At 65.3% G+C, this 14,358-nt stretch carries 16 protein-coding genes; 7 read left to right on the top strand and 9 right to left on the bottom strand.

Features of this window, described 5'->3' with window-relative positions:
* Nucleotides 1-331: 331 nt before the first annotated feature.
* The 3 genes from FIU86_RS00980 to FIU86_RS00970 are packed head-to-tail and all read left to right on the top strand — an operon-like array spanning nt 332 to nt 3,554.
* Nucleotides 332-934, top strand: a complete 603-nt coding sequence (locus FIU86_RS00980) for a 2-hydroxychromene-2-carboxylate isomerase (RefSeq protein ID WP_152473371.1) — start codon at nt 332-334, stop codon at nt 932-934.
* Nucleotides 931-2,844: a PAS-domain containing protein gene (locus FIU86_RS00975; RefSeq protein ID WP_254703909.1), complete on the top strand. Its 1,914-nt coding sequence runs from the start codon at nt 931-933 to the stop codon at nt 2,842-2,844. Before FIU86_RS00980 ends, FIU86_RS00975 begins: the two co-directional genes overlap by 4 nt.
* Entirely contained in the window at nt 2,841-3,554 is a 714-nt protein-coding gene (locus tag FIU86_RS00970; protein ID WP_152473370.1) for a response regulator transcription factor, read from the top strand. Before FIU86_RS00975 ends, FIU86_RS00970 begins: the two co-directional genes overlap by 4 nt.
* A 23-nt stretch (nt 3,555-3,577) precedes the next feature.
* Here FIU86_RS00970 and FIU86_RS00965 read toward each other — a convergent pair whose 3' ends face one another.
* Nucleotides 3,578-3,901, bottom strand: a complete 324-nt coding sequence (locus FIU86_RS00965) for a 4Fe-4S dicluster domain-containing protein (RefSeq protein WP_152473369.1) — start codon at nt 3,899-3,901, stop codon at nt 3,578-3,580.
* A gap of 250 nt (nt 3,902-4,151) precedes the next feature.
* Between FIU86_RS00965 and FIU86_RS00960 the strand changes: the two genes are divergently transcribed.
* The 4 genes from FIU86_RS00960 to FIU86_RS00945 are packed head-to-tail and all read left to right on the top strand — an operon-like array spanning nt 4,152 to nt 7,643.
* Nucleotides 4,152-4,802 carry a histidine phosphatase family protein gene (locus tag FIU86_RS00960; protein WP_152473368.1) on the top strand — a complete coding sequence of 217 codons (651 nt, stop codon included), beginning with the start codon at nt 4,152-4,154 and terminating at the stop codon, nt 4,800-4,802.
* A gap of 12 nt (nt 4,803-4,814) precedes the next feature.
* Nucleotides 4,815-5,444 (top strand): glutathione S-transferase family protein, encoded by a 630-nt coding sequence (locus tag FIU86_RS00955; protein WP_152473367.1) that lies wholly within the window; start codon nt 4,815-4,817, stop codon nt 5,442-5,444.
* Complete coding sequence (locus FIU86_RS00950; RefSeq protein ID WP_152473366.1) at nt 5,441-6,487, top strand: saccharopine dehydrogenase; 1,047 nt, start codon at nt 5,441-5,443, stop codon at nt 6,485-6,487. The genes FIU86_RS00955 and FIU86_RS00950 overlap by 4 nt, the downstream gene beginning before the upstream one ends.
* A gap of 13 nt (nt 6,488-6,500) precedes the next feature.
* Nucleotides 6,501-7,643 (top strand): saccharopine dehydrogenase family protein, encoded by a 1,143-nt coding sequence (locus FIU86_RS00945; protein ID WP_152473365.1) that lies wholly within the window; start codon nt 6,501-6,503, stop codon nt 7,641-7,643.
* Nucleotides 7,644-7,802: 159 nt separating this feature from the next.
* Here the strand turns inward: FIU86_RS00945 and FIU86_RS00940 are convergent, their stop codons facing one another.
* From FIU86_RS00940 to FIU86_RS00905, 8 genes are all read right to left on the bottom strand, one after another.
* Nucleotides 7,803-8,345, bottom strand: a complete 543-nt coding sequence (locus tag FIU86_RS00940; protein WP_152473364.1) for a cyclic nucleotide-binding/CBS domain-containing protein — start codon at nt 8,343-8,345, stop codon at nt 7,803-7,805.
* 159 nt (nt 8,346-8,504) lie between these two features.
* Nucleotides 8,505-9,113 carry an outer membrane protein gene (locus tag FIU86_RS00935; protein WP_152473363.1) on the bottom strand — a complete coding sequence of 203 codons (609 nt, stop codon included), beginning with the start codon at nt 9,111-9,113 and terminating at the stop codon, nt 8,505-8,507.
* 152 nt (nt 9,114-9,265) lie between these two features.
* Nucleotides 9,266-9,592, bottom strand: a complete 327-nt coding sequence (locus FIU86_RS00930) for a DUF3775 domain-containing protein (RefSeq protein WP_152473362.1) — start codon at nt 9,590-9,592, stop codon at nt 9,266-9,268.
* 70 nt (nt 9,593-9,662) lie between these two features.
* On the bottom strand, nt 9,663-10,397 hold the full coding sequence (locus FIU86_RS00925; protein ID WP_152473361.1) for an SDR family oxidoreductase: 735 nt from the start codon (nt 10,395-10,397) through the stop codon (nt 9,663-9,665).
* Entirely contained in the window at nt 10,394-10,978 is a 585-nt protein-coding gene (locus FIU86_RS00920; RefSeq protein WP_152473360.1) for a DUF3833 domain-containing protein, read from the bottom strand. Before FIU86_RS00920 ends, FIU86_RS00925 begins: the two co-directional genes overlap by 4 nt.
* On the bottom strand, nt 10,975-12,240 hold the full coding sequence (locus FIU86_RS00915; RefSeq protein WP_152473359.1) for an MFS transporter: 1,266 nt from the start codon (nt 12,238-12,240) through the stop codon (nt 10,975-10,977). Before FIU86_RS00915 ends, FIU86_RS00920 begins: the two co-directional genes overlap by 4 nt.
* Nucleotides 12,237-12,992, bottom strand: a complete 756-nt coding sequence (locus tag FIU86_RS00910; RefSeq protein ID WP_254703908.1) for a DUF1365 domain-containing protein — start codon at nt 12,990-12,992, stop codon at nt 12,237-12,239. Before FIU86_RS00910 ends, FIU86_RS00915 begins: the two co-directional genes overlap by 4 nt.
* On the bottom strand, nt 12,989-14,287 hold the full coding sequence (locus FIU86_RS00905; protein ID WP_152473357.1) for an NAD(P)/FAD-dependent oxidoreductase: 1,299 nt from the start codon (nt 14,285-14,287) through the stop codon (nt 12,989-12,991). The genes FIU86_RS00910 and FIU86_RS00905 overlap by 4 nt, the downstream gene beginning before the upstream one ends.
* Nucleotides 14,288-14,358: the final 71 nt, after the last annotated feature.

Here is a 14,358-nt window from a genome sequence, read left to right as displayed (position 1 = left end):
ATCTTTGCCCAATCCTTACGAATTGTAACAGGCGCAACGTAAGCCGCGCGATTGCCAGACCGCGGGATGGCGAACGACCTTCCTTCAGCGCGCTTTATCAATGCCAAATCCGCGAAACTTTGGATCGAGGTGCTGACGTCACCCAATCGCCAGCCCGGGGGGCGGCCCCCCTTTCGGCGATTGCAGGCAATCGCCTTTCGGTCAGCGGACGATCGCGCGGCGGCGCGGCAAAGCCGCGCCTTGATTCCGCGCGACACATGCTCCCCCAGCCCACCCTTGACATGCCCGCCATTTCCCCGTCGATTGCCCCTCTCGCAAGAGGACCGTAAGCATGGCAAAACCACAGATGGATTTCTGGTTCGAATTCGCCTCGACCTACTCCTATCTCAGCGTCATGCGCCTGCCCGCCCGCGCAGCCGAGGCCGGGGTCACCGTCCGCTGGCGCCCCTTCCTGCTCGGCCCGATCTTCGCCGCACAGGGCTGGGACACCTCGCCCTTCAGGATCTACGCCGCCAAAGGCACCTACATGTGGCGCGACATGGAACGCCGCTGCGCCGCCCTCGGCCTCACGTTCCAACGCTCCGACACCATGCCCCAGCACAGCGTCCTCGCCGCCCGCACCGCACAACTGGCGCTCGAACACGCCGAAGGCATCGCCTTTTGCCAGAACGTCTACCTCATGCAGTTCGCCGAGGGCCTCGACATCGCCGACAGTGACGTCATCGCCGCCTGTCTCGACGCCGCGAAACTGCCCCGCGACCTGATCGACAAGGCCCAGGCCGACGCCAACAAGCACCGCCTGCGCGACACCACCGAAGAGGCCATGCGCCGCGGCATCTTCGGCGCCCCCAGCTTTACCGTGGACAACGAGCTTTTCTGGGGCGACGACCAGCTTGACACCGCCCTCGCCTGGGCCAAGGAGCACGCCGCATGAGCCCACGCGACACCACGCAGATGACCACCGCGGGCCTCAACCTCATCCAGCAGGCCCTGACGATCTACGACGCCGATCTCAACCTCGCCGTCTGCAACCGCCGCTTCCAGGAGATGTTCGACCTGCCCGACCGGCTGGTCACCCCCGGCGCCCATTTCGAAGACACCATCCGCTTTCTGGCCGAACGCGGCGACTACGGCGAAGTGACCGACCTCGACCGCTTCGTCGCCGACCGGGTGGACATCGCCCGCGCGTTCAAGCCGCATTACATGGAACGCACCCGCGCCAATGGCCGCACCATCAGCGTCGAAGGCTCGCCCCTGCCGCAGGGCGGCTGGGTCACCGTCTACACCGACATCACCCGCGCCAAACAGCAGGAGGCGCTGCTCGCCGCCCGGTCCGAGGAACTGTCGGACCGGCTCGTCACCTATTCCGACGATCTGGCGGCGGCCAACCGGCAGCTTGAATCCACCATCACGGCGCTGGAAGAGGCCCAGCGCCAGGCCTCCGAGGCCGAGGCCCGGATGCGCCTGACGACCGAGATGGTGCCCGCCCATATCGCCCATCTCGGCCCGGACCGGCGCTATACCTATTCCAACCGCCGCCTGTCGCTCATCATGCCGGGCAGCACCGCCGACCCCGTCGGCCTTGCCCCCGCCGACGCGCTGGGGGACGAGACCTTCGCCAACATCGCCCCGCATCTCGATCGCGCCTATGCCGGCGAGCCGTCGGTGTTCGAATTCACCCACGCCGCCAGTTCCCGCCGGATCCGCGTGGCGCTCACACCCGATCCGGCCACCGGCGGCGTCTATATCCTGTCCATGGACATCACCGAAGAGGCGCAGACCCGCGCCGCCCTGGGCCAGCACCGCCGCCGCGAAATGGCCGCGCAACTGACCTCCGGCCTCGCGCATGACTTCTCCAACCTGCTGACCATCATCCTCGGGATGCAGTCGCGCCTGCAATCCATGTCCCTGCCCGAAGAGGCCACAGACCTCATCGCCGCCACCCTGGGCGCGGCCCGGCGCGGCGGCACTCTGCTCGACCGCATCGCCGACATGACCGGCCCGCGCGAACATACGCCCGTGCCCACCGACCTGCCCGCCTTCCTGCACGATCTGGAACCGCTGGCGCGCTCGGTCCTGCCCGACAAGATCACGCTGAACATCGCCGCCGGGAATGCACCCCGCACCTGCCTGCTCGATCCCGGCATGCTGCAGGACTCGCTCATCAACCTGCTGCTCAATGCCCGCGATGCCATCGGCGACGCGAACGCCGCGCCGGGCCGCATCACCCTTACCGTCACCACCGTGCAGGACACCTGGCTCGATGTCGCCGTGTCCGACACCGGCCCCGGCTTTTCCGATCACGTCCGCAGCCATGCATTCGATCCGTTCTTCACCACCAAGGGCGGCGAAGGCTCGGGGCTGGGCCTCACCATGGTCTACAACATGACCAAGCTCGCCGGCGGGCGGGTGATGATCGACAACACCGATACCGGCGGCCAGGTCACCCTGCGCCTGCCCCTGCGCGAGGTCAGCGCGGCGGACGCGCCCGGCTTCGTGCTGCTGGTCGAGGACAGCGCCGACCTGCGAGAAAGCATCCGCGCCATGCTTCGCGCCGACGGCCACCAGGTCATCGAGGCCACCAGCGCGACCGAGGCGCAGGCGCTTCTGCAAGGCCTGCCCGAAATCACCGCCATCCTCAGCGACATCACACTCGAAGGCGAGGCCACCGGGCTCGACCTCATCGACGCCCTGCCGACGCGGCACCCTCCGGCGGTGCTGATGACCTCGCTGCCCCCCTCCGATCCGCTGCACGCCGCCGCCCTCGCCCGCGCGCCCGTGCTGCGCAAACCGTTCCAGCCCGGCGCCCTGCGCGCCGCCCTGTCGGGCGGGGCGACGCCATGACCGAAACCGCCCCTCTCGTCACCATCCTCGACGACGAGCCGGCCATTCGCACCATGCTGGCCCAAACGCTGGAAGAGGCCGGCTTTCGCACCCTCACCTTCGCCCGCGCGACCGAATTCGAGGCCGCGCTGCGCACCCACTCTCCCGATATCTGCCTCGTCGACCTCTCGCTGCCCGACCGTGACGGTCTGACCCTCGTGCACCGGCTCGCGCTGGAACAGGGCGCACGGGTCATCATCATCTCGGGCCGGGCCGAGGTGCAGGACCGCGTGACCGGGCTGGAACTTGGCGCCGACGACTACATCATCAAGCCCTTTGATCCGGCCGAGGTCGTGGCCCGCATCCGCGCCCGCCTGCGTCGCGACGCGCCCGGCCCGAATACCGGCAACACCGCCCGCTTCGGCCCCTGGACCGCGCATTTCGACCGCTACGTTCTGGAAGACGATACCGGGCAGGAAACCCCGTTTTCCCATGCCGAAGGCGAGGTTCTGCGCCTCTTTCTCGACCGCCCCAAGCGCCTGATCTCGCGCCAGGCCATGCAAGAGGCGCTGGGAGGCGCGGCGGGCGAAAGCTTCGACCGTGCCATGGACGTGCGCATCTCGCGCCTGCGCACCAAGCTGCGCGAGGACCCCAAGAACCCGCGCCTGATCAAGACGATCTACGGCGCGGGCTATATCTTTCTGGGCGATGTCACGTGGCGCGACCGGTAACACCCGGCTGGCACCAGCGCGCGCTATTGTGTCAGCAACCGCAACGCCAGTCGCCGTTCCCGTCGCAGGGTCTTTTTCAGACCTGCCGACGTCTCCTTGGTCAACATGATCGCGCCGCGCGTGCAGACGTCCGCGCAAAGCCCGCACTCTCCGCAGCTCTGCCGGTCAATCAACACCGGAAAGCCCTCGTCATCCCGGCCTATCACGTCGCGCGGGCACACTGCCATACAGTCGCCGCACGCACAGCAATGCGCCTGCAAACCCGCCAGATCCGCACCCGGCGGACGTGGCAGGTCACCCTGGTCCGACGTCTTGTCGAAGACCCTCGTCTGGTCCTTGTGTTGCATTGTCGTATGTCCCGTTTGCAACTCCTCCCGTCCGAAACGCAATTGCGAAACCGGTTCGCATACGCACCAAACGTTCAGGACGACTTCAGCTTGTCATATCTCGCACTGAAAGGCGATGATCCATGTCAACGAGACCTGACACTGGGCAATGTCCTGCACAATCGCGGTCTTTCTTCCGCTTCAATCCCGGCGCGCGGGCCGCTATGACACTTGGAACCACAAGAAACGACCATCCGGGGGAGAATCAGGCGTGGCGGAACTTATTCTCGTAAGGCACGGGCAGGCCAACAGCCACGCCACCGACGAAGCGGGCTATGACCAACTCTCCGATCTCGGCGCCGAGCAGGCGCGCTGGCTGGGCGAGCATATCGCCGCCACCAACCCGCATTTCGACCGCGTCCTTACCGGCACGCTGCAACGCCAGGTCGACACCGCCCACCACATGGGCGTCACCGTCACCACCCAGGATCCGCGCCTGAACGAGCTCAGCTATTTCGCCCTCGCCCAGGCCGCATTCGACGCCCATGCCATCCCGGTTCCCACCGATCCCTCGCAATTCGCCACGCATCTGCCACAGGTCATCACCCTCTGGACCACCGGCGACCTGCCCGGTGTCCCCGAAAGCTTCGATGATTTCGCCGCCCGCATCACCGAAGTGCTGACCGAGCAATGCGCCGACGCGGGCCGCACCCTGCTGGTCACCTCCGGCGGCGTCATCGGCATGGCCCTGCGCCACGTGCTCGACCTCGACAACACCGCCATGGCCCGGGTCATGCTGCAAATCAACAACGCCTCGATGCACCGGCTCAGCTACGTGCACGACACGCTCATGGTCGCGGGCTTCAACGCCATTCCCCATCTCGACCGCCCGGATCGGGCCCATGCCCGCACCTATGTCTGAAGGACCCCGCGCATGAAATTCTACTACGCCCCCGGCACCATCTCGGTCGCCACCGGCCTGCTGCTGCAAGAGGCCGGACTGGACCATACCCCCGTCGCGCTCAGCTTCGCCGACGGCGACCAGACCAAGCCCGACTACCTCGCGCTCAACCCCAAGGGCCGCGTCCCGGCACTGGTGACCGATCAGGGCATCCTGACTGAAACGGGCGCCATCGCCGAATTCATCGCCGCCCAGGTGCCCGACAAAGGCCTCGTACCCGCCGACCCGTGGGATGCGGCCCAACTCCGCGCGATCTGCTACTATCTGGCCTCCACCATGCATGTGAACCACGCTCACGGCCCCCGCGGCATCCGCTGGGCCGACAGCGACGCGGCACTGGCTGACATGAAGGCCAAGATGCCGAAAAACATGGCCGACAGCTGCGCCTATATCGAGGAAACCTGCGCCCTCGCCCCCTTCGTCATGGGCAAAGAGATGACCATCGCCGACCCCTGGCTGTTCGCCATCTGCTGCTGGCTGGAAATGGACAAGGTCGATGTCGACCGCTTCCCCAAGATCAAGGCCCACCGCGCCATGATGGCCGCCCGCCCCTCGGCGGCGGCGATCCGCGACTACGGCCTGCTGACGAAAGACTTCGCATGACCCATCTCTGGCTGCGCGCCGAACAGCGCGACAACGAAGACCGCACCGGCCTCACGCCCGAGGGCGCCGCCGCCCTCATTGCGCAGGGCATGGAAATCAGCGTCGAAGACAGCCCCGACCGCATCATCCCCACCGACCGCTACGCCGACGCGGGCGCCACCATCGTGCCGCAGAATTCCTGGCCCGACGCGCCCCGCGACGCCATCATCTTCGGGCTCAAGGAACTGCCCGACGACGGCACCCACCTGCCGCACCGCCACATCATGTTCGGCCACGCCTTCAAGGGTCAGCATTCCGGCCGGCGCCTTCTGGACCGCTTCAAGGACGGGGGCGGCACGCTCTACGATCTTGAATACCTCGTCGACGAACAGGGCCGCCGCGTCGCCGCCTTCGGCTACTGGGCGGGCTATGCCGGCGCTGCCGTCAGCCTTTTCGCGTGGGCCGCCCAGCAACAGGGCCAGACCTGCGGGCCCGTCTCCGCCTACCCGGACAAGGACGCGCTGCTCAAGGATCTCGCCGAAACGCTCGACGCCACCGGCGTTGAGCGCCCCTCCGCCATCGTGATCGGCGCGCTGGGCCGTGTCGGCACCGGTGCGGCCGACCTCTGCGCCGCGATGGACGTCACCCCCACCAAGTGGGACATGGACGAAACCGCCCATGGCGGCCCGTTCCCAGAAATCCTGCAACACGACCTTTTCCTCAACTGCATCTTCGCCCGCCCCGGCACGCCCGTCTTCGTGCCGAAGGACGCCCTGACCGCCCAACGCCGCCTGACCGTCATCGGCGACGTCGCCTGCGATCCCGACAGCGATTACAACCCCGTGCCGGTCTATTCCCAGGCCACCACTTGGGACGCGCCCGTCACCCGCGTGCACGACGCGCCCCCGCTTGACGTCATGGCAATTGACAACCTGCCGTCGCTCCTGCCGCTGGAATCCTCGCAGGACTATGCCAGCCAACTCTTGCCATCCTTGAAAACGCTCGACAAACTGGACGCCGGAGTGTGGGCACGCGCGGAACGGACCTTCCGCGAGCACGTTTGAAGGGGGCACAGTCATGACAATTCACTGGTGTGGCACCGGCCTGTCGGCCGTGCCCGGCCTGCGCAGGCTGATCGAGGCAGGCCACGACGTCACCGTCTGGAACCGCTCTCTGGACAAGGCCGAGGCCGCCGTGGGCGACCTCACGAACCGCATCCGCGCGTTTGATTTCGACATGCTGTCCGCCGAGGTGCAGGAGGGCGATATCGTGGTTTCCATGCTGCCCGGCGACTGGCATGTGCCGCTGGCCGAGATGTGCATCAACAAGGGCGCGCATTTCGTCTCAAGCTCCTACATCGCCCCCGAGATGCGCGCGCTCCATGCCAAGGCGCTCCTGCGCGGCGTGAGCGTGGTGAACGAAATCGGCCTCGATCCCGGCATCGACCACCTGATGGCCCATCACCTGATGGCCGATTACCGCTCCTCGGCGGCGTTCAACCCCGAAAACGACCTCAGCTTCCTCAGCTATTGCGGCGGCATCCCCAAAAACCCCAATCCCTTCCGCTACAAATTCAGCTGGTCACCGCTGGGCGTGCTCAAGGCCCTGCGCTCGCCCTCCCGGTCGATCCGCAACTACTCCGAACTCAACGTCAAGCGCCCCTGGGATGCGCTCGGCACCTATACCGCGCCCTTGCCCACGCCCGAAACCTTCGAGGTCTACCCGAACCGCGACAGCCTGCCTTTCCTCGATGATTACGGCTTCGAGCCTGCCTGGCGGGTCAAGGAATTCGTGCGCGGTACGCTGCGCCTCAATGGCTGGTCCGAGGCCTGGAGCGACGTCTTCGCCGAGATCGAAACGCTCGAAGGCCCCGAAGGCGAGGCAAGGCTCAAGGAAATGTCCGACCAGTTCTGGCGTGACAACGCCTATGGCGAGGATGACCCCGACCGCGTCGTTCTCTGCGTCGACCTCAAGGCCGAACGTGGCGGCAGCCCTGTCTGGCACAAAACCTTCGTGATGGACGCCTGGGGCGACGCCCGCGGCACCGCCATGTCCCGGCTGGTTTCTTTCCCGGTCTCCCTCGCGGTCGAGGCCGTGGCCAACCACGAAATCCCGGCCGGCGTCAGCCCCGCCCCTAGCGACCCCAAGCTGGTCGCGCGCTTGCTGTCGGAGGTCGACCGCCTCGCCCAGCACCTTCAAGTCGTGGACCACCTCGCCTGACCGGCGTCCAGCACCGTCCCGGACCTGATCCCGGACCTCACTAAAGCGTTTCGCGAAAGACCTGACTCACAGATTTTCGCGAAACGCAGTGCTCCGCTCGTTCGTTGCACGCGTTCCGCCTTTAGCTGGTGCCTCAGGTAAAAGGCGGAACGCTTCAGGTCAGCTCAGCGAGCTGACCAGCGCGATGATCACCACCGAATAAACTGCGATTCCGCCGCCGATCAGGAAAACCGCCCAGTTCTTCGAAATCGTCGCGGTCGCGATGGATTTCACCTGATGCATCAGGTCGGGCCAAGTATAGGATACGAAATCGCCCTGTGTCAGAACCGCCTGGATGCGCCCCTCTTCGTCGACCACCGGCAGGCGGCGGAATCGCTCGTTCGACATCATCCGCAGCCAGTCGATCATGTCATCCGTCTCCCGTGCCACACGCGGATTTTCGGTCATGATCTCGGACAGTTTCGTCGTCTTGGCGTCGCGCTCCCCGGCGACCAGCTTGTTCATCATATCACGCTCGGTCACGACGCCGACGACCTTGTCGTCTGAATCCACCACGATGACCGAACCGAAATTCTTCTCGGCCATCGCCTTGGCCGCATCATAGGCGCTGGTATCCGGTAACCGGGTCAGCGGTTTCGGTTTGCTGGCATATTCCGGGCGATCCATCAGACGGTTCCCGGGACGGTCGGCATGATCTGGCATCTCGCGCTCCTTCGGTGCTCGCATATCTTGCAAGCACCTAGGGCACGGCCTCGCCCCCTCCACGGTCAGAGCCGCGACACTTCAACACAATTTTTTAATTCCCACCAGTTCTGCGCTGTCCGCTTGCCCGCCAGACACCTGTCTGGCGGGCATGTGTCTTTAGAAACGGTACGACACCCGCGCGCGGTAGGTCATGCCATCTACGCCGCCCGACGGCGAGACGTCGTCGAACTCGTGGTAAAGCGCATCCGCGCCCATCACCCATTTTTCGTTCAGCTTGTAATCAACGCCTGCACCGGCAACCCAGCCCCAGCCATCCAGGCTGAATCCGCCGCCGCTGCCGCTCATGTGCGCCGCGCCGGCGGTGCCATAAACAAAGGCGCTGCCGGTATCGACACCCACCCGCAGGCGCAGCCGCGCGATGGTATCGACATCAACCGTGTTGAACGAAATGTCGGTAAAGTCGATATCCGCCTCGACGCCGTAAACCAGCGTGCCCCGGTCCCAGTTGTAACCGGCATGCACACCGCCCAGAAACCCGTCATCGCTGAGGTTAACCACAGCCAGGTTTGCGCCGGGGGTGGGGTTCGTGGCGTTGATGTCAAAATCGCCAAAACCCAGCTGCACACCGACATAGGGGCCAGCCCAGTCGGAAATCGGCTCGGGCGGCGGGGCCACATAGGGGTCCGCCGGCGGCGTGATGTTGCCCGCCAATGCGGGGGCGGCCGTGATCGAAACAATGGCTGCGACGCGTACAAATGCTTTCATTTCATCATCCTCCTGAAAATGCTTTCAGCGGATGATACCACGTAAACCGCCCTTTCTAGCGGTCTTGGCGCGACCCGTCACATTTTTCGGACTGCGCGGGCAAAGGCGCAACACCGCGTCGGGTGGGGTTCCGCCCACCTTGCCGCGAAACATCAGCCCCCGCGCACCAGGTCGTCCTCGTCGTCCTGCGCCGACAGGCCCAGCTCGTCCAACCCGTTCTCCAGATGATCCGACAAATGCGGCGTACCCAGCAGGTAATCCGCCGTGGGTGTCGTCGCCTCGTCGCGCGCCGTGGCCTTGGCCTCTTCGATCTCGTCGGCTCCGAAACTGCCGCGCCCAATCCACATCAGCGCCACCAGGCTCGCCTGCTCCTCCTCAGCCAACCTTTCGATGAATGCCCTGACCTCTCCCTCCGCGCGGTCCAGTTCGCGCGACATGAGGATCACTTGGGCGACTTTGTAAGTGCTGATATCCAGCATGTCCCGACCTCCTTTTCCGGCAGTGATTCTACCAAAAATATGGCCTTCGGGACAGGCGCCAGCTTTGATCTCACGCAAACAGGCGGAAATAGAGCCAGTTGGGCAGGAACCGCGCACCGCGGAAAACAAGGCTGAACCAGCTCGGGAAATTCCGGTCGAACGCGTTCTCGTCATTCATCAGCTCGAACATGATCTGCGCGGCCTCATCTGGCTCCATCAGGCCCGGCATCTTGAAATCGTTTTTGTCGGTCAGCCGCGTGCGGATAAAGCCGGGGTTGGCGCATTGCACCAGCACACCCGTGCGCCACAGATCCGCCCGCATACTCTGCGCCAGCGACATGATCCCGGCTTTCGACGCGCCATATCCAATCGCCCCCGGCAAGCCGCGAAAGCCCACCAGCGAACCGGTCACGACGATATGCCCGTGATCCCGCGCGACCATCTTCGGCACCACGTGGTTCAGCACCCGCACCGTGCCGGTGAAGTTCACGTCCGCCATCGCGGTGACCTGCTCGGGCTCCCACTCGGTCGCCTTCATCGGCCAATAGACCCCGGCCAGCGTCACCACCCCGTCGATCTCGCCCACCTCTTCGGCAGCCGCCTTCACGCTTTCCTCGTCGGTCACGTCCACGGTCACGATACTGGATCGCCCCGGCAGCATCTCCGCCACCTCTTTCAGCCGGTCCTCGCTGCGCGCCGACAGGATCACCTCCGCCCCCACCGCGCTCAGTTTCCGCGCAAGCGCCGCGCCAAGCCCTTCGCTCGCGCCCACCAGCCAATAGCGTTTTCCAGTCCAGTCCATTATGCCGCTTTCTGAAGTTCCGTGTCGTCCAACTTGTGCATGGTCGCCACAAGCTCGGCGACCTTGATCCCATACTTGCGGAACTGGCTGCGGTTCACAATGGTTCCACCCGGCGTCAGGTACATCCAGTCCTCGACGCTCAGAACATGACCACCCGCCTCGTCCGGCAGGCGAATATCATAGCACAGTTGCACCGCCGCACCTGCATGACGGCCCTGCCCGGTGCCGACCACGTCATCGGCCTCGGCCCGGATGCGCCCGTCATTGCCCAGCTCCAGCCGCCACTCGCGCTCCTGTACCGTGCCGCTGTCATAGGTGAAATGCTCGGCCATCACCCCCTTGTTGCCGTCCCAGCGCGCGTCGAACCGGGCGGAAAACCGCGATGCCACGCGCCCCAAGGGCCCATAGATCACCCCCTCGCAGCGCATCGCGCCGTTCAGGTGCTGGCGCAAATCGAACCGCGGCAGTGTCTCGGCATAATCCTCCACGCTTTGCGCCCGGAACCCGGCGAACCGATTGCGCAGCACCGCAACCCCGGTCGCCAACGCCGCCCCGCACATGATCAGAAATCCTTCGAACATCATCTCGGTCTCCCCGCTTCAACCATGGTCCCTTGGGGCGCGTCCCCGCCCCCGGGCACCGTTGCCAGCAGCGCAATCGCCGCCAATTTCAGAACACAGGGCACCGCCCCGTAAAGCAGGCTCAGCGCCCACAACGCGTCTTCCGAATTCTCCTGCCCCGAGGCATAGCCGACCGACTCCAAAAGCGGCAGCAAGCCCACCGCCGCAATCGCCAGCGTGATCTTCGACACGAACGACCACAGGCTGAAGCCCTCGGACGCCCCCGGCGAAACTTCCGCCATGCGGTCCGCGAAAAGCGCGGGCAACAGCGTCATGTCCGCGCCGAGCGCCACACCGGTCAGCACGCAGATCACCGCAAAGGCCCAGGCATCGCCCGCGCTCAGCATCACGGCAAAGCCGAAGGCCGCAATCGCCAGCACCATCGCCCAGATCAGCACCCGACGCGGCCCGTGCGCCTCGGCCAACTTGCCCCACATCGGCGCCGCCGCCGCCGCACTCAGGAAAAACACCAACAGCAGCGGCCCTTCCCAGCCCGGCGCCGCCAGCCGGTCCTCGACATAGAACAGAAACAGCGTCGAACTCACCGCCACCGGCGCCGAGTTGGCCAGCGCCACCAACAAAAGACGCCGCGCCACCGGATCACGCAGAACCGTGCCAATCTGCGAATTCACGCCCTCTTCGGGCGGCTGCCCGCGCCACTCGGTCCCCATCGCCCACAGCGCCACCAACCCCAGCCCGGCAAACGCCACGGCAAAGGCCGCGTACCCGCCCAGCGCAACGGGTGCCACGGCGGCGGCACAGATCCCCAACAGCGCCCCGGTCTCGCGCCACCGCGCAACGCGCAGGTGCCCGCCTTCGCCCATGCGGCTCGCCACCGAAACCCCTTGGGCGTAAAAACAGATCGTCAGGTAGCTGAACGCCGAAAAGACCAGCGTCAGCATCACCGCAAACCACCACAGCGGCGGCAGCATCGGCTCCACCGCAAAGAGGCCCAGCATCCCCGCGATCATCGCCACCCCCGCGATCACCACGGTCAGACCGCGATAGCCTGCCGTCATCGCCGACACCCGCCCCAGCAGCGGGTCCTGCACGAAATCCAGCAAACGCAGCACACCCAAGACTGTGCCCAGCGCCGCCAGCGACACACCGTACTCGTCGACGAAAAACTTCGGCGCGTGCATATAAAGCGGCAGCCCCGCCGCCGACAGCATCGCCGCGAAGAGCGCAAAGGCCGGCAGGCGCGGCCTCTTGCCCGCGTCGCTCATCGGCTCACTTCCCGCGTCGGCGGCTCGGGCCGGTTCTGGAATTTCGCGCCCTTCCACCACAGCTTCAGCGCCTGCCAGTGGATCAGCGCCAGCACCCGGCGCGATCCCAGCGGCCGCCGCGCCAGCGCCGTCAGCACGCCGGCGGTCGTCAATGGCTTGCGGTCACCCACCAGCGTCGCGATCACCCCGCCCTTTCCCCGGCTAAGGTCGATCCAGATCCCAATCCGGTCGGGCCGGATGTCGAACCGAAACGTATACTCCCCCTCAATGGTCTGGAACGGCGAGACGTGAAACACCTTCTGTGCTTGCAACCGGTCTTCGGGGCCGATGGGACTGCGATCGTCATGGTGACAAAGGTACGAATGTCGGTCGCCATAGGTGTTGGTCACCTCCGCGATCACCACCATCAGGTCATCCGCCGCGTTGTAACACAGCCAGAACGCCACCGGGTTGAAGATATGCCCCAGCACCCGCGGTTGGGCCAGCAATTCGATCCGCACGGGCGCCGCGAACTGGTGCGCCTCCAGCACCTCGCGCACCCAGGCCGCGCCACGCCCCTGCCCGGGCGGGCCACCATGATCCCGGTCGCGCAAGCTGAACAGCCCCGCGCGGTTGCGCCCGAAAATTCGGCTGGATGGCAGCGCGGCTTCGGCATCCACCATCACGTAATCGATGCTGTACCGAAACGCGTTGCGAACATCGCCCTTTCGCCCATGCCACGTGTGGCCCGCGATATGGTCAGGCCCATTCACGCCGCCGCCGCCGCGCTGTCCCGCGCCAGGATCGCATCGGCCACGTCGTAGGCGCTCGACAACCCGTCCTCGTGAAACCCGTTCTTCATCCACGCGCCGCAGAACCATGTGCCGTTTTCGCCGTTGATCCGGGCCACCTCCTGCTGAGCGCGCAGCATGTCCATGTCATAGACAGGATGACGCAGCACCGTCTGGTCATAGATCATTTCGTCGCGGATGGGCCGCGTCGTGTTCAGCGTCACGAAATGCGGATCGTCCATCGGGATGGGCTGCAAAGAGTTCATCCAGTAGGTCAGGTCGATCTGCCCGTCCCGCTTGGCCGGCCCTTCCATGTAATTCCACGACGACCACACAGCGCGACGCTTCGGCATCACGGACATATCGCAATGCAGCACGACGTCGTTGGGCTGGTACTTCACGCGGCCCAGCGCGGCCTGTTCTTCGGGTGTGGGGTCTTCCAGCATGTTCAGGCTGTCATCGCCATGCGTGGCAAAGATCACCTCGTCGAATGTCTCCCACTCGGCACCATTCGCCCGCACCTCGACACCACCTTGCGCCCGCCGCACCCCGGCAATCGGCGCGCCGGTCCGGATGGTGACGCCGAACTCCCGCAATGCCGCTTCCAAACGCGAGACATACTCGATCGACCCGCCCTTCACGGTGTACCACTGGTGCTGCCCTTCATACCCAAGCAGCGCGTGGTTCTCCATAAACCGGATCAGCGCGTGCGCCGGGAAATCCATCACTTTCTCGGTGGGCGTCGACCAGATCGCGCCGGTGAACGGGCTCAGGTACCGCTCGCGGAACCAGCGCCCCAGCCCCATCGTCCGCAACAACTCCCCGATGCTGGCCTCCGGATGCGCCTCCGCCGTGCGCACCGCCCGCGCATTGAACCGGAAGATATCGCGCAGCATCAGCCACATACGCGGGTCCAGCACGTTGCGGGTCTGGGCAAAGAACGCCTGCGCCCCGTCCAACCCGTATTCGAAGCGCGTATCCCGGAACGAGGCGCCAAAGCTCATCTTGCTTTCCACCACAGGCACATCCAGCGCCGCGAAAAGCTCCGCCAGATGCGGGTAATTGGCATAGTTGAACACGATGAACCCGGTATCCACCGGCTGCGTCCCATCTTTCCCGGCCATCTTGGTCCGCGCATGTCCACCCAGCCGCTTCTCGGCCTCGAAAAGCGTGACATCGCACGCCCCGGCCAGCCGCCACGCAGCCCCCAATCCACTGATCCCCGCGCCGACGACTGCGACCTTCTTGCGCGTCAGCGCAACTTTTGTAACTAGCATTCCGTGTAGTACCCTAACTTGTCTTTACATAAGTCTACGTGAAACCAGCATTATCGGATGACAAAGAAAAA

It is taken from the genome of Roseovarius sp. THAF9, assembly GCF_009363715.1.
In the GTDB taxonomy this organism is placed as follows: Bacteria; Pseudomonadota; Alphaproteobacteria; order Rhodobacterales; family Rhodobacteraceae; genus Roseovarius.
The sequence above is the reverse complement of the archived record's forward strand: the minus strand, read 5'-3'. Positions and strand labels throughout refer to the sequence as shown.

Bases quoted from the DNA above. Each gene is read 5' to 3' on its own strand.
- FIU86_RS00955 (WP_152473367.1), top strand. From the start codon at position 4,815: ATGAAATTCTACTACGCCCCCGGCACCATCTCGGTCGCCACCGGCCTG.
- FIU86_RS00930 (WP_152473362.1), bottom strand. From the start codon at position 9,592: ATGCTGGATATCAGCACTTACAAAGTCGCCCAAGTGATCCTCATGTCG.
- FIU86_RS00975 (WP_254703909.1), top strand. From the start codon at position 931: ATGAGCCCACGCGACACCACGCAGATGACCACCGCGGGCCTCAACCTC.
- FIU86_RS00915 (WP_152473359.1), bottom strand. From the start codon at position 12,240: ATGAGCGACGCGGGCAAGAGGCCGCGCCTGCCGGCCTTTGCGCTCTTC.
- FIU86_RS00980 (WP_152473371.1), top strand. From the start codon at position 332: ATGGCAAAACCACAGATGGATTTCTGGTTCGAATTCGCCTCGACCTAC.
- FIU86_RS00950 (WP_152473366.1), top strand. From the start codon at position 5,441: ATGACCCATCTCTGGCTGCGCGCCGAACAGCGCGACAACGAAGACCGC.
- FIU86_RS00970 (WP_152473370.1), top strand. From the start codon at position 2,841: ATGACCGAAACCGCCCCTCTCGTCACCATCCTCGACGACGAGCCGGCC.
- FIU86_RS00920 (WP_152473360.1), bottom strand. From the start codon at position 10,978: ATGATGTTCGAAGGATTTCTGATCATGTGCGGGGCGGCGTTGGCGACC.
- FIU86_RS00905 (WP_152473357.1), bottom strand. From the start codon at position 14,287: ATGCTAGTTACAAAAGTTGCGCTGACGCGCAAGAAGGTCGCAGTCGTC.
- FIU86_RS00945 (WP_152473365.1), top strand. From the start codon at position 6,501: ATGACAATTCACTGGTGTGGCACCGGCCTGTCGGCCGTGCCCGGCCTG.
- FIU86_RS00940 (WP_152473364.1), bottom strand. From the start codon at position 8,345: ATGCCAGATCATGCCGACCGTCCCGGGAACCGTCTGATGGATCGCCCG.
- FIU86_RS00935 (WP_152473363.1), bottom strand. From the start codon at position 9,113: ATGAAAGCATTTGTACGCGTCGCAGCCATTGTTTCGATCACGGCCGCC.
- FIU86_RS00965 (WP_152473369.1), bottom strand. From the start codon at position 3,901: ATGCAACACAAGGACCAGACGAGGGTCTTCGACAAGACGTCGGACCAG.